We start from the raw sequence: 13,707 nt of genomic DNA on the forward strand, positions 1-13,707 counted from the left end.
ATTCTAGTAAAATACTCGTGGAGGGAAGTCAATGAGAAAGCATAGCAGTACATATGTTGTTTTACTCTTAAGCACCTTTGTCATAAGCCAGTTGACAGGGCATACCGCTTCGGCTGCATCAGTTAGTTCTGTTCAGCCAAAATCTGCGGTAGCTGCTGCAACTGTAGCAGCTCCTAGTAATCTGGGTTCCGTTTCTTTAGGAGCTAATATCAAAGCTACACTGGAAGATGTGAATATTTGGTCACAACCTGGAGGCAATATTTTAACTTATACAATTAACTATTCGAATGGCAGCAACAAAAGTGCTAGCCTATTGTATTATTTTTCGAGAGTTATGACCTCTGGCGGCTCTGTCATTCCAGGGAATCCACTAAGTGCTGACTCTACTAAGAAAAAAGTGGGTTCTAATGAAAGCTTGCGCGTTACATATTATGTTAATGTCGGCCAGGTAAATTCGTTAAAAGGTATCAAGATTCCAATGTACGTTTGGGATTCCAAAACCAAGGGGTATCTCAAGCAAGTAGGAACTTTTAATATACCCGCCAACTATTCGCCAACCGCTGTAAACGGTAAAACTGTAAGCACTACAATGAATGACATTCCGGTTGTTGCTAAAAGCGAATCCTTGGAGCTCTACAAATACAGCGGAAAGGTTTATGCCAAGGTGGGCATAAGCTTGACCAATAAAGGCAGCAAAGTATTAAGTGATCCTGGTTACGCAGCATATTTGGTCTCGGCAGGGGGAAGCTCGTATGAATTAGCCCTTGACCGTTCTCAGCTTAGTTATAAAATTCAGCCACAAGAGAAAAAGACCATTTATTATCTTACAGAAATTCCTTCGTATATGAAGACGGATAATATGAAACTGCAATTCACCCAAAAGGATGAGGCGCTGAAGCTGGAGATTGCCAAATCTTCGTACAAGCTGCCTGCGGCTACAACACCAAATTTGGTAGTTGGCAAAGGTGTAATCAAGAAAATTACCATCAATAACAATACGATTGAAACACAATTAAATAACGCAACCGTATACGCAGAGAACAATAAGGGATTCTGGTCTTTTCAGCTGCGAGTGAAGAATACAGGGAAGACAGCCGTTACGTTACCTTCTTATGAGCTTGCCGTCAAATCCTCAACTGGGACAACCTTTCCGATCAATTCTAAGGGCTTGAGCGGATTAACCATAAAACCTCTGGAGGAAAAAATCATCCCGCTTACCGCACAAGTCCCCCTTGAAGTAGAACAGAATTCACTGCAATTGCAGATGATTGAGGCTGTTTCTGCTCCAGATAATAGTGAGACGGGAACTACCGGAGACGGAGCAGGAACTGGAAGCACTGGTGGAACCAATGTCGTTACGGGCAACACAGCTAAACTAACTGTTCCGGTTGCTTACTTTACAATCTCCTATACCTTGCGTCCAGAGATACAGAAAGGGCTCGAATATAGAGCTACAAATGAATATGGGACGTTTACTTACAGTTTAGTTTCCTTACAGCGTTTTCCATGGAAAGACGACGATATCGTAGTTGCCAGATTAAATATTACGAATACCCAATCGGTTGCCTTGTCTCTGCCGGAATTAAAGGGAGCTGTTCAGGTAGACAATGAGGACATGTCATCTTCAACGGAACTGTTTATGGATAAGGAAACTTCAACGATTGGACCAGGTAAAAACGCTGAAATCTATGTGTTTGCCAAAATTCCTTATACACAAGAGTTCGATAAACTAAAATTAAATCTTTATTCTATGGTAAAAGAAGAGAAGAGCTCGTTCTTATCAGTTACTACTAACAGCATGATGAACGCTGTAGCTTCTATTGAAACTGGAGGAAGTTATGTTATCTCTGGTAAAGGTAAGAACGCTAAAGTGCAAGAGAACAAAACCATTATTTATGAAGGACTTAACTCCAATCTCGTATACACAGAGCTCCTTATGAGCAGTGAAGAGAAAAGACAAAGCAAAATGGCTCGCCTCCAAGCTTATTACAAAACGGGAGACGGTCAGCTATTCGAAGCTACAGCCAATCAACCAGATACTTCTGCTACTCCGGGCGGTAAGCAATTAATCACCTTCTGGGCGAAGGTTCCGAAGGCCGTTAATACTTCTGATGTTAGCCTGTTCCTAGGGCCAGGGATTACTGGGAATAAGCTGACGGAACCGGGTCAGGAATCCACTGGATTTATTAATATGGCTTCACTGTCATTAAATCCGGTTACCACTCCACCAGAGAAAAACTTGACGAAGGTGGCAATTTATCCGTATACCATGTCCGTTCTAAGTTCAGAAGGGCGCTCATTACAAGGCAGTGACTCTATAAATATAGTTATGAATTACAATCTTCTTCGTGATAGCAGCTATGATATGGGTACCTTCACGCATAAACTGGTCCTGAAAATGACGGACCCATATGGTCTTTCTCAGGAACGAAGCTTGAACATCGGTACTGATATTCTTGAAGGGACCAACAACTCGTATACAGCAAGCTTTAGCAATAATATGTATAAGAATTTGTCAGGAGGTACCTACCGGATCACGCTGTACGATGAATTCCAAGGCGAACGGATCGAGCTGGCTAGTCAAGCTTATAACATCAAGATTGATAGAGCAGTTGTAACTGAGAAATAGCATTTCATATCTATTATTGTACGAAGAGGAGCAGCTCCAATGTTGCGAGTGGAAAATGTAACGCATTCTTATAAAAACGGTAATGAAACTACAGCAGTGCTTCATCAAATTGACTTTTCTGTGAAAGAGGGGGAGATGGTAGCACTGCTGGGGAGCTCGGGTTCCGGTAAGTCAACGATGCTGAATCTGATGGCAGGACTAATGAAGCCTACTGAAGGCCATATTTATATTGCCGATCAAGATATCGTGAAGATGAGTGAGAATAAGTTATCGGAATTTCGCAGAAAAAATATCGGGTTTATCTTTCAAGCGTATGAGCTGATTACTAGCATGACAGTCCGTGAAAATGTAGAGCTGCCGCTGGTTTTTCAATCCGTTGCACCCTCTATACGTAAACAAAAAGCTTTAGAATTGTTGGAAGGGGTCGGCATTCCTGATAAAGCCGACTTGTTCCCTTCCCAGCTGTCTGGCGGACAGCAGCAGCGTGTCAGTATTGCGCGCTCCTTAATTACGGAACCGTCTGTTATTTTTGCAGATGAACCAACCGGAAACCTAGATTCGAAGACAGAAGAAGAAATTATCAATATCCTGCTTAACCTGAACAAGAAGATGAAGACCACCTTCATAGTTGTAACTCACGAGCTAAAAGTCGCGGAGCAAATGCAGCGGATATTCACGCTTCGGGACGGATATATGATTACTGAAAACCAAACTTCTTCGGATACTGAACTCGAAGGGGGTATACTCATTGAGGATTAGTGATATTTCCCGCTTGGCTTGGGAACAGGTCAAACGGCGGAAAGTTGTCACAGGTCTTTGTATGGCTGGCATATCCATTGGATGTGCTGCAATCATAGTTGCATTAAGTATAGGAGACTCCGCACAGAGCTACACGGAGCGGGAAATCAACCGCAATTTCAAAATGGATGAAATTACGGTGTCGCCCAACGGAGGTATACCCTCCCAAGGAGGAGGCAGCGGTGGCAGCGGATCGTCTGCGGCCAATGAAAAGCTTGATCCCGGCAGGCTGACGGCGCAAAAGCTGGAGATTATTAAAGGCTTGCGGCATGTAACTGCAGCAGCTCCCTTTCAAGAGCTAGGGTACATACAGATGTTGACTATCGATAATAAAATAACAGATGTACAGCTTATTGGAACCGATCTACGCCTGTTAACGAAATATGATAAGAAATTCAAACAAGGCGGGGCTTCTGATTTAGTGGGAATGGCTGTACTGAACTATGGTGCAACCGTTGGACTGATTGATAACGAAACTCGGCAGCGGCTTTTTGAACAACTGAGTACAGATCCATATAACAATAAGTTGATGGAACAGTACAACAGCTTAAGTATGCTTCCAACAGATATGTACAAGCAACAGGTTCAATTACAATCTTTTGATCCCGCCTCTCAAACCGGAGGGATGTTAGTTAGCTCACCGATTCAAGTGGTGGGGATCCTCGACAACCCGAGTGGAACGAACGAGAATATGGCTATGTACGACAAGAAGATCTATGTGTCACTAGAGACTGGCGAGCGGCTTGTAGAACAAATGAAGCTATCGAGTGGAACCGCTGGGCAAAAGGGTGTCTATAACTCAGCGATTGTAAAGGTAGACAGCACTGAGAATATCGTGGAACTAGAGAAGCTTATTCAGAAACTTACACTAACGACAAGCACGAATTTGTATCAAAAAGAGGCACTCGCTGATACCTTCAGCATGGTCAAGAAAGCGGCTCTCGGTGTAGGTGTATTTATTCTAATTATTGCTTCGATCTCCATTATCGTTGCGATGACTATGTCCACTCATCAACGACGGCGGCAGATCGGTATCATGAAAGTGCTGGGCGCCAATATGGGCCAGATCCGCAATATGTTCATTACAGAAGCGGCATTGCTCGGGATGTTGGGCGGATTGCTTGGTATAGTCTTTTCATACTTGATTGTATTAGGAATTAATAAGCTCATCGGTACCTCTTCAGGAATGGGTGGAGGCGAGCCTTTGGTGATTTATATTCCTCTGATGACTCTCCCGGTAGGGATCGCATTTGCGGTAATGACAGGGGTATTATCAGGTATTTATCCGGCGATCAGTGCATCCAGAACGAATGCACTCACGGCGATTAAACGGGATTAGCTATTTTTAAGTTGAAAGGAAGCCAAAGTGATGAAGAGGAGAATCAAGTGGATAGTATTGGTACTGATTATAATTGCAGCAGGTTATTTTCTATACAATAAGATGTATAAGCCTGAAGCGCAGTTAGAGCCTGTTGAACCCCCACAAGCAATAACTTTTGAGGTCACACAGGAGACCATTACCAATTCCATACAGGTTAAAGGTAATTCTAATTATGAGAAAGAAACGCTTGTTTATGCTCCATATGCTTCAAAGGTGACAAAGTGGAAGGTTGAGAACGGTGGACAAGTCAAAAAAGGCGATTTACTGTTTACTCTCGATCAGGAAGCCTTAAAGAATGAGATTGCTACACAAGAGGCGACTATCCGAAAAGCAAAGCTGGAAGCAGAGCTGAATGAATTTGTGAGCCAGCAAGATGAGGAGAATGCAGCCCTTGGTGCGACTGAAGCAGAACGGATTAAAGCACTCACAGCCCAAGAAGCAACACGGCTAGGGGACGAGCTTAATCAGGTCAATGCCGAAATACAGGCACGCGAATTAACAGAGAAAAAAGCCAAACTCAAAACAGCACTTTATTATGCTCCGGCATCCGGCATTTTCTTATTTGACAGTGCAAGCGAAATTCCGCAAACAGTGACAGATAATCAATATATCGGAAAAATAGTAGATATGAACAAGCTTGAATTCATTGCTCTTGTAGGTGAACAAGACGTCTTCCGTATAAAGACAGGCATGAAGGTCGACGTAAAAATGACAGCTATAAAAGATTTGAAGTTATCTGGAGAAGTTACGAAGGTAGCGAAATTTGCAAAGACTGCTTCAGGTCAGAATGCCACTACCAGTTCAGTTCCTCAATTCGAAGTGGTGATCACGCTGCAGCCTGACGAGCATTTGATCGGTGGCTTAAGCTTAAACGGAGAAATTGAAACAGTTCGCAAAGAAAATGCCACCGTTGTATCCAGCATAGCTGTAATGCATGAAGGAGACCTCTCCTACGTTATGCTGGATAAAGGGGACGGGCAATATGAACGAAAAGATATCGAAGTGGGTCTGGAAACAACGGACAAAACAGAGGTTCTCTCTGGGTTGAAGGTTGGAGATGTTGTTGTTCTTCAGTAAAAATGACTAACGCTTGATTTACTTCTCAATCGTTTGACGCCAAACGTTAATATCTTTATTAAGATCGGTAAGATCAGGAACCGGGATTTGCTCATCGGAAAGGTTATATTTGGCTTTTAAGGCTAAGATCCGATAGACGCTTTCATCAATCCGTGTTTCTTGAATCTTACCGTTTTTTACGTTTTGCAGGAGGGAGTCCATGACCCGTTTTTCATTATCATAGCCATGAGCGACAAGGAGAATATCACTACCTGCATTCACAGTATCTACAGCTGCAGCAGCCAGATCGTAGTTCTTCATGATGGCTCCCATGGTTAGATCATCTGTAATTACGATTCCTTGGTAGCCCATTTCATCTCGAAGCTGTTCACCAATAATGGTACGCGATAAGGATGCAGGTTTGTCTGGATCTAATTTTGGAAACAAAATATGAGCGACCATTACGGCGTCCGTCCCCTCTTTAATGGCTGCTTGGAAGGGGAGCCATTCTAATTCGGCTAGCTGACCGGCTGTTTTATTCACAATCGGCAGAGCCAGATGGGAGTCGACAGAGGTATCTCCGTGTCCTGGGAAATGTTTGACAACAGGAACGACGCCTTCACTCTCAATTCCCTTCATTTCGGAAATCCCTAGTTGAATGACTTGGCCAGCAGCATTACCGAACGAACGATCTCCGATGACTGGATTATCTGGATTGCTATTGATATCGAGAACGGGAGCAAAGTTCATATTAAATCCGGCTGAACGTACTTCTCTTGCGAGCAGCTTTCCCATTTTCTCGGCAGCAGCAGCGTCATTACTTGCACCCACTGTTCCGTTAGAAGGGAATGTAGCATATTCTTTAGGCATCCGGCTGACTTTTCCACCCTCTTGATCCACACTCATGAATAGTGGGGCAGGGTTGCCAGTGTTACTCTTTTTCATAGAATTGATAAGACTGATCATCCCTTTCAGGTTTTTAATATTGTCCTTATAGAGGATGATTCCACCGATTTTGTCTTCGGTAATCATCTTTTTAGCTTGCTCATCAAGGACAGTTCCATCAATTCCAACTAGGAGCATTTGTCCGATTTTTTCTTCCAAAGTCATCTCAGCAACCTGAAGAGCAATTGGATCGCTGATTGCTGAGGGGGGGGGAGCCAAGCTAGCGGTTGGTGAAGGTGTGGATTGGGAGGTCGGTGTAGCGGTAGCTTCAGATTGTGAATTATTGCTGCTATTGGAACAGCCAGCTATGAGGAACAGTGACACCATAGCTGCAATAATGAAGAGTGTACCGGAAATCTTAGGCTTTAGGCTGTGACGGGTCAATCTAATCATCTGAATAGTCGTCCTTTCGTTAGCTAAATTAGATATTGGGAGAGGAATCCTTGCTGACTTAGAAGCACGGTGATAAGATAAACTTAAATATTTACATATTAAATTTGAATAATGAGGTGACGGTCCAATGAAAGATGGATTAGTACAAGCACTTAATGAACAGATGAATTTCGAGTTTTATTCCGCTCATGTTTATCTAGCGATGGCTGCTTATTGTTCCGGCGAAAGTCTGGATGGATTTGCAAACTTTTTTCTAATTCAAGCCGAAGAAGAACGGTTCCATGCCATGAAGATTTATAAGTTCCTTAACGATCGGGATAACCGTGCTACGCTAGAAGCACTACCAGAGCCGAAGAACGAATATAACTCGATGTTAGATGCTTTTGAACATGCCTTCGCGCATGAACAACAGAACACTAAACGGTTCTATCATTTGGCTGATCTTGCTCTGGATGAGCGTGAACATGCGACGATTTATTTCTTGAAATGGTTTATAGACGAGCAAGTAGAAGAAGAAGCACTCTTTAGCAACATCATCAGTAAACTGAAACGAATTGATAAAGATAGCAACGCCTTCTACATGCTGGATGCCGAGTTTGCTGCACGTACTTTTACAGCTCCGGCTGAATAAGTTATTGAAGCCCAAAAGCCTGAGAAATCAGGCTTTTTTATTTTATATATGCAGGAAGTTTAATGGCGAGCAGCTTATTATCCGTCCGAATCATCAGCATCCCTCCAGTTTTGAGGGAAGGGGCGAAGTTACGAGAGCCTGTGTTCACAGTGAAAATAGGCTTCAGAGTTAACATGTCATAAGCATGAAATAGGCCATCAGATTGTCCACTATAAACCACGTTTCCGAACAGATCCGTCTGTACCACTGAATTCTCTCCAATATTGAGGTCGACAAGCTGTCCAGTTCCTAGCTTAAGTGCGGATAAAGTACCTTTATCTTGATTTTGAAATAACATTCTTTGTTGATAAACTTGGTTTAGTGGAGAGTCTTTTTCTTTAACCATCGAGGTCCAGGTTTGCACCGGTTTACCCTCTGCAGAATAATTCCAGAAATCATATTTCACAAACTTACTACCCTGAAAGATATAAAAGTCTTTTCCATCCAAAAACGCGTTTCCATTCATCCCATTATAAGTGTACACACCATCCTTATTCTCGGTATCTGTCCATTTATATAAACGTTCTCCTTTTAATTCTCCCGTCTTTATGTTGAACACGGATACTTTGACTTTACGATTTACCGGGTCATCATCCATCATAAATGTATTCGTAATGGAGTAGAGAAGTCCATCCTTCACTGCTAACGGCATCCATTGCCGGGTCTGGTCCCATAGTTTTTTTCCTGTCAGACTGTCATAGGCGGCTAGTCCAGCAGTTGTTAAGGCCCCTTGAGACAGATAGCTGCGAATAACGACCCCATCTGTTTCCATGAGATCTGATAAGCCTGTAAAGTTATTACTTTTTTCTACAGCCTTCCATTTGATCTTTCCGGTTACGGCGTCAACTGCTGCTAATTGTTCCTCTTGTGTAACATAAATAGTAGATCCTAAACGCTGTATATTTGTAGCTTTGGGGAGTGTTATGGAAGCCGACCATGCTTTTTTACCTGCCTCACTAACGGCATATATGGAGCCGCTTTGGGTCAGACCGTAGATAAATCCATTACTGTATGTGAATAGCGGCGCTAATCCACTTCCGAACTCCCATAATTTTTTGCCTGTTGCCACATTCATTGCGGTTAATTTTTCATTGCGCTGCAACGCAAAGATCTTCCCGTTTTCCGCGAGTGCTGTAATGTCCTGTCCGGTGATTCTGTCTTTTTTTAAAATGGCGAGTTGTGCTGACCAAACAGGTTTTAGGATCGGGGCTGTGACTTCACTGTAATAAGTGTTACTTAGGCTTACAACTGCTTTTTCTGCGGAAATGACTGACGTTGATCCACTGTTTGTTATTGGAATTAAAATACTCCCTATAGCTAAACATGTAACAATTTTCTTCGGCAAAGACTGAATCATCACTCCACGCTCCTTTAAATTTGTCATTACTATAATTAGACAATAAAAATAGCAAAAAGTTACTATTCCAGAAGAATGGAAGCAAAGTTGAACGGGGGCAAACTATGTTACGTTCTGCAAAACAGTTACGACCTTGCAACTCTATTTGACAGAGGGAACTATTACGCCCCGTAGCAACACTGTTTCTCTAGACCCACCCGAATCTCAAAGTGTAGTATAGAACAATACTATTCTTTGGGGGTTCTTTTTTTGGAAACTTATAACGACATTAAACAAGGCGAAAAAGGAGCTTGGCTAAGCATCGTTGCTTATATCTTTTTATCAGCTATCAAGCTGTTCATAGGTACAGTCTCAGGATCTCAAGCGTTGCTTGCAGATGGATTGAATAACAGTACCGATATTATTGCTTCTATCGCGGTACTAATTGGCCTGAAGATTTCCAGAAGACCGCCGGATTCGAACCACAGCTACGGGCATTTTAGAGCGGAGACCGTGGCTTCATTAATTGCTTCATTCATTATGATTGCGGTAGGGCTTCAAGTTTTGTATCAAGCTGTGAACAAGTTTATTCAACCAGCACTGGAAAGTCCTGATCTTATAGCGGCATGGACGGCAGTGGGCTGTGCTGTAGTTATGATGGCTGTCTATATGTATAATATTAGGCTGGCCCGCGCCATTAACAGTAACGCAATGCGGGCAGTAGCACTGGATAATCGATCAGATGCTATAGTTAGCGTGGGCGCTTTTATCGGAATTGTGGCTTCCTCCTTAGGCGTTCCTTGGCTTGACCCGCTTACAGCTATCATTGTCGGACTAATCATCTGTAAGACGGCATGGGATATCTTTAGCAAGGCTACGCATGATCTAACGGACGGATTTGATGCGGAAGAGCTTGAACAGATGAAAGAAACTGTGGCAGAAATTGATGGCGTACAATCCATAAAAGATATCAAAGCCCGTATCCATGGGAATAACGTATTAGTAGACACAACTGTACTAGTGGATTCTCAGCTAAGTGTGGTGCAGAGCCATGATATTACGGAAGAAATTGAAGAACAGTTAAAAGACCGGCACCAAGTTTCCAATGTACTTGTACATATCGAACCCGTGATGAAGTAGAGATTATTAAATAGGTACCAAATCAGTAGGTGATATATGTACAGCTAAAGGTTGAATATAGACGCCTGTGATGTTGTTAATAGTTCTTTTGTGGAGAAAGGTGGAAAATAAAATTGAAATGTAATTTTCAAGAAACGGAATGGTGATTTCATGATCGCTTGGAAAGATTCATATGATATCGGTGTAGAAAAAATTGACTGCCAGCACAGACAGTTGTTAGCGAAATTGAACGAGTTCTTTGAAGCATGCAGTAATCAGCAAGGAAAAGAAAAGATTGAGGAAACGCTGAAATTCTTGAAAGAATACACGATTGAACATTTCAGTAATGAAGAGCAGCTGATGGAGGAGATCAACTTCCCTGAACTAGCTGAACATCGTCAGACGCATGCTGATTTCGTGAAGGCAGTTCTCGAATTGGAAGAAACGGTCAAAACAAAGGGAGTGTCCGTACTCTCAACCATCAAGCTTAATCGAACGTTAACAGACTGGCTGATAAATCACATCAATAAATGCGATAAGCTGATTGGTCAATGTATGGCCACACGTGATAAAGCGATATAAGATAAACCTCCAAAGAAGATGCCGAAGGGCATTTTCTTTTTTTAGTTCCGATGTTTTCCGAACACCGCATTGCAGTTTATACTGGGTTAACGGTTTGTGTTATGATTTGAGATAAGAGGTAGAGAAGTAGTTAGGTAAAGGGGAGAGAAACGATGAAAACATTACGAATGTTAGCTTCAGGATTCGCTATGCTGCTCATTCTGGGTCTTGTTAATTTCTACATTGGCTATCACGGTTGGCTGCTTATTGATGAATGGTTTTCAGGTGTTTCGTCAGCAGTATTCTGGACATTATTTATACTCATCGCTTTTGCGTATGTCATTGGAATGATTCCATGGCCAAAATCGGTTAAACCGATCGCCAGATTCTTTAAAGTTATTGGATCGTATTATCTAGCCTGTATGGAATTTGCTATCATTACGTTACCTTTGGCAGACCTATTATACGTGATACTGGGATGGTCGGGAATCGATCGTACCTATTACATCGCAGAAGCGGGCGGGACAATTCTGATATTATTGGCAGTTTTTCTGGTCTGGGGTTCAATCAACGCCTGGAGTACCGTGATCCGCACACATTCCATTCCTATTGATAAATCCATTGGCACCAGTACGCCATTAACGATCGCGGTTGCTTCAGACCTGCACTTAGGGAATATCGTGGGCAATCGTCATCTCAAAAAAATGGTGTCACAAATGAACGCTATGCAACCCGATGTGATTTTGCTGGCTGGAGATGTCTTGGATGACAGCATTGAACCTTTTATACGCAATAGTATGAGTGAACAGATTAAACAGTTAAAAGCTCGTTATGGTGTCTACGCAGTACTGGGCAATCACGAATATTATGGTGGATCAATTAAGGAATATACCGATTTGATGAGTAGTATTGGGATCAAGGTCCTGCAAGATGAGGTTGAAGAAGTCGCAGGAACCTATATTGTAGGCCGAAAAGATAAGACAGCCGAGGCGATGGAAGCCGGTGGCAGACAAAGTGTAAGCTCCTTGCTCGAAGGACTTGATCTTACACGTCCTGTGATTATGATGGATCATCAGCCTACAGGCTTCGACGTAGCCGCTCAAGCTGGGGTAGACGTTCTACTCTCTGGTCATACACACCGAGGACAGATTGCTCCAAATCACTGGATCACTAAACGTTTGTTCGAGCTGGACTGGGGATATCTTCGTAAGGACAATTTGCATGTAGTCGTGTCGTCAGGTTATGGAACATGGGGACCCCCAATTCGTTTAGCAAGCCGGTCGGAGATCATTAAGCTGGAGGTTATGCTGGAGGGTTCTAAAAAATACAGTGAAGAGCCTGTTTCCACAAAAACGGTGTTAATCTAAGGTGAGTTTATATTTAGAGGCTGTTTCATCAGCAGATTTATTCTGCTAGGTGAGGCAGCTTCTTTTTTTTGACAACGCATGGGGATTGTAGTATGTTTGAAAAAAAGTTAAGGACTTAACTATATTGGAGCTGAATTATAGAATATGGATCATTTACAACAAGTTGTGCTGAATCAGCCATTGCATACCAAAGCATTTTTTACATTAGTTGAAGCTACTGCAAATTTGGTTTCTGTCTCTGAGAAATATTGGCAGTCGAAAGGATTGAACGGAGCAAGAATTCGTATCTTGGTGGAGATCTCTAAACAAGGAGGTGCGATTTTACCTTCTACATTGGCTCAAATTATTGGAGTTACCAAAGCTAATATAAGCATGCTGTTAATACCATTGGAACGTGATGGATTAATAACCCGTTCGAATGATACCAAGGATGGCAGAAAAAGCGTCATTTCGATTACAAGTGAAGGCAAGCAATTACTTTTAGAGCATCTTCCAGAGAATCGTCAGGCTGTTGCAGAGAGAATGCAGAATCTGAATGATCAGGAGCTGCACCAACTTATCTTTTTATTACAAAAACTGAGTACATTCGAATAACAGAAAGGGTGTTATGTATGTCGATTATGGTTACAGGAGCCACAGGCCAATTAGGCAGCTTAATTATGGAGAACCTTGAGAAGTATGTTCCGGCTAGTCAAGTTATTGCTTGTGTTCGTCAGCGAGAGAAAGCTGCTAATTATTTAGAAAAAGGGTTCGAAGTCCGTTTTGGCGATTATGACCAGTTAGATTCGCTGATTGAAGCTTTTACAGGGGTCACAACGTTACTTCTAATCTCCAGCTCTCATACCGATGATAAGATCAGATTAAATCAGCATGCTCAGGTCATTCATGCAGCAAAAAAAGCCGATGTGAAACATCTGCTTTATACTGGATTTGCATTTCCCCCCAAAGGTCCGATTCCTTCTTATCATGTTCATTTACTAACTGAGCAGATGATTCTTGAATCAGGGATAGATTATACGTTTCTGCGTAACGCTTTGTATATAGATTTTGTGGGTGTGCTTGGGTTGAAGGAAGCCATGGAAAGCGGCGAGTTAACCACTTACCCAGGGAACTGGCAGTTTAACTCAGTCACTCGTGAGGATCTCGCTTTAGCTACGGCAAAGGTTCTTACAACAAGTGGACATGAGAACCAAATCTACGAACTAGCCGCACCTAGCGTTTGGGACTTTAACGAATTAGTTGATGTATTATCAGAGTTATCAGGGAAAAGAATTACGTTTCGCGAGGATTCAAGCGTTCAACATTGGATATATTCGTTTCTTGCGAAGATAGACACTGCTTCTACATCAAAAGATCTGGAGAGACTGATGGAGCGGCCGGTTACCACACTTAGAGAGAGTATCAAGCCTTTTGTTTGATCTGACTTTAGTTGTTCTATCGTTATAAAGTTGT

Annotated in this window: 12 protein-coding genes; 10 read left to right on the forward strand and 2 right to left on the reverse strand. The window is 42.4% G+C overall.

The window, feature by feature from the left end; genetic code table 11:
* The first annotated feature begins 31 nt into the window (after nt 1-31).
* Genes NSS82_RS15645 through NSS82_RS15660 form a run of 4 tightly spaced genes read left to right on the forward strand, consistent with a single transcriptional unit; the run spans nt 32 to nt 5,885 of the window.
* Complete coding sequence (locus NSS82_RS15645; RefSeq protein ID WP_076105596.1) at nt 32-2,629, forward strand: hypothetical protein; 2,598 nt, start codon at nt 32-34, stop codon at nt 2,627-2,629.
* Nucleotides 2,630-2,668: 39 nt separating this feature from the next.
* Complete coding sequence (locus NSS82_RS15650) at nt 2,669-3,388, forward strand: ABC transporter ATP-binding protein (protein ID WP_036678220.1); 720 nt, start codon at nt 2,669-2,671, stop codon at nt 3,386-3,388.
* Entirely contained in the window at nt 3,378-4,766 is a 1,389-nt protein-coding gene (locus NSS82_RS15655) for an ABC transporter permease (protein ID WP_170914247.1), read from the forward strand. Before NSS82_RS15650 ends, NSS82_RS15655 begins: the two co-directional genes overlap by 11 nt.
* A 30-nt stretch (nt 4,767-4,796) precedes the next feature.
* On the forward strand, nt 4,797-5,885 hold the full coding sequence (locus tag NSS82_RS15660; protein WP_076141684.1) for an efflux RND transporter periplasmic adaptor subunit: 1,089 nt from the start codon (nt 4,797-4,799) through the stop codon (nt 5,883-5,885).
* Between the two features lie 18 nt (nt 5,886-5,903).
* Here NSS82_RS15660 and nagZ read toward each other — a convergent pair whose 3' ends face one another.
* On the reverse strand, nt 5,904-7,202 hold the full coding sequence (gene nagZ / locus NSS82_RS15665) for a beta-N-acetylhexosaminidase (RefSeq protein ID WP_341109829.1): 1,299 nt from the start codon (nt 7,200-7,202) through the stop codon (nt 5,904-5,906).
* A gap of 127 nt (nt 7,203-7,329) precedes the next feature.
* Here nagZ and NSS82_RS15670 point away from each other — a divergent pair, with 127 nt between their 5' ends.
* On the forward strand, nt 7,330-7,833 hold the full coding sequence (locus NSS82_RS15670; RefSeq protein WP_036678216.1) for a ferritin: 504 nt from the start codon (nt 7,330-7,332) through the stop codon (nt 7,831-7,833).
* 37 nt (nt 7,834-7,870) lie between these two features.
* Here NSS82_RS15670 and NSS82_RS15675 read toward each other — a convergent pair whose 3' ends face one another.
* Nucleotides 7,871-9,229 (reverse strand): PQQ-binding-like beta-propeller repeat protein, encoded by a 1,359-nt coding sequence (locus NSS82_RS15675; protein WP_076272490.1) that lies wholly within the window; start codon nt 9,227-9,229, stop codon nt 7,871-7,873.
* Nucleotides 9,230-9,478: 249 nt separating this feature from the next.
* Here NSS82_RS15675 and NSS82_RS15680 point away from each other — a divergent pair, with 249 nt between their 5' ends.
* The 5 genes from NSS82_RS15680 to NSS82_RS15700 all read left to right on the forward strand — a co-directional run bounded on the left by NSS82_RS15680 (nt 9,479) and on the right by NSS82_RS15700 (nt 13,673).
* Nucleotides 9,479-10,348 (forward strand): cation diffusion facilitator family transporter, encoded by an 870-nt coding sequence (locus NSS82_RS15680; RefSeq protein WP_036678210.1) that lies wholly within the window; start codon nt 9,479-9,481, stop codon nt 10,346-10,348.
* Nucleotides 10,349-10,498: 150 nt separating this feature from the next.
* Nucleotides 10,499-10,909, forward strand: a complete 411-nt coding sequence (locus NSS82_RS15685; protein WP_051491008.1) for a bacteriohemerythrin — start codon at nt 10,499-10,501, stop codon at nt 10,907-10,909.
* Between the two features lie 152 nt (nt 10,910-11,061).
* Nucleotides 11,062-12,255, forward strand: coding sequence for a metallophosphoesterase (locus NSS82_RS15690; RefSeq protein WP_036678207.1), 1,194 nt, complete (start codon nt 11,062-11,064; stop codon nt 12,253-12,255).
* Between the two features lie 144 nt (nt 12,256-12,399).
* On the forward strand, nt 12,400-12,849 hold the full coding sequence (locus NSS82_RS15695) for a MarR family winged helix-turn-helix transcriptional regulator (RefSeq protein WP_076099328.1): 450 nt from the start codon (nt 12,400-12,402) through the stop codon (nt 12,847-12,849).
* 17 nt (nt 12,850-12,866) lie between these two features.
* The gene (locus NSS82_RS15700) at nt 12,867-13,673 is read left to right on the forward strand and encodes an NAD(P)H-binding protein (RefSeq protein ID WP_076099327.1); all 807 of its coding nucleotides are present in this window, start codon (nt 12,867-12,869) and stop codon (nt 13,671-13,673) included.
* Nucleotides 13,674-13,707: the final 34 nt, after the last annotated feature.

The sequence above is a fragment of the Paenibacillus sp. FSL H7-0735 genome (genome assembly GCF_038008505.1).
In the GTDB taxonomy this organism is placed as follows: Bacteria; Bacillota; Bacilli; order Paenibacillales; family Paenibacillaceae; genus Paenibacillus_AQ; species Paenibacillus_AQ odorifer.

Coding starts and splice junctions, on each gene's coding strand:
- NSS82_RS15690 (WP_036678207.1), top strand. CDS start 11,062: ATGAAAACATTACGAATGTTAGCTTCAGGATTCGCTATGCTGCTCATT.
- NSS82_RS15695 (WP_076099328.1), top strand. CDS start 12,400: ATGGATCATTTACAACAAGTTGTGCTGAATCAGCCATTGCATACCAAA.
- NSS82_RS15685 (WP_051491008.1), top strand. CDS start 10,499: ATGATCGCTTGGAAAGATTCATATGATATCGGTGTAGAAAAAATTGAC.
- NSS82_RS15660 (WP_076141684.1), top strand. CDS start 4,797: ATGAAGAGGAGAATCAAGTGGATAGTATTGGTACTGATTATAATTGCA.
- NSS82_RS15700 (WP_076099327.1), top strand. CDS start 12,867: ATGTCGATTATGGTTACAGGAGCCACAGGCCAATTAGGCAGCTTAATT.
- NSS82_RS15650 (WP_036678220.1), top strand. CDS start 2,669: ATGTTGCGAGTGGAAAATGTAACGCATTCTTATAAAAACGGTAATGAA.
- NSS82_RS15670 (WP_036678216.1), top strand. CDS start 7,330: ATGAAAGATGGATTAGTACAAGCACTTAATGAACAGATGAATTTCGAG.
- nagZ (WP_341109829.1), bottom strand. CDS start 7,202: ATGATTAGATTGACCCGTCACAGCCTAAAGCCTAAGATTTCCGGTACA.
- NSS82_RS15645 (WP_076105596.1), top strand. CDS start 32: ATGAGAAAGCATAGCAGTACATATGTTGTTTTACTCTTAAGCACCTTT.
- NSS82_RS15675 (WP_076272490.1), bottom strand. CDS start 9,229: ATGATTCAGTCTTTGCCGAAGAAAATTGTTACATGTTTAGCTATAGGG.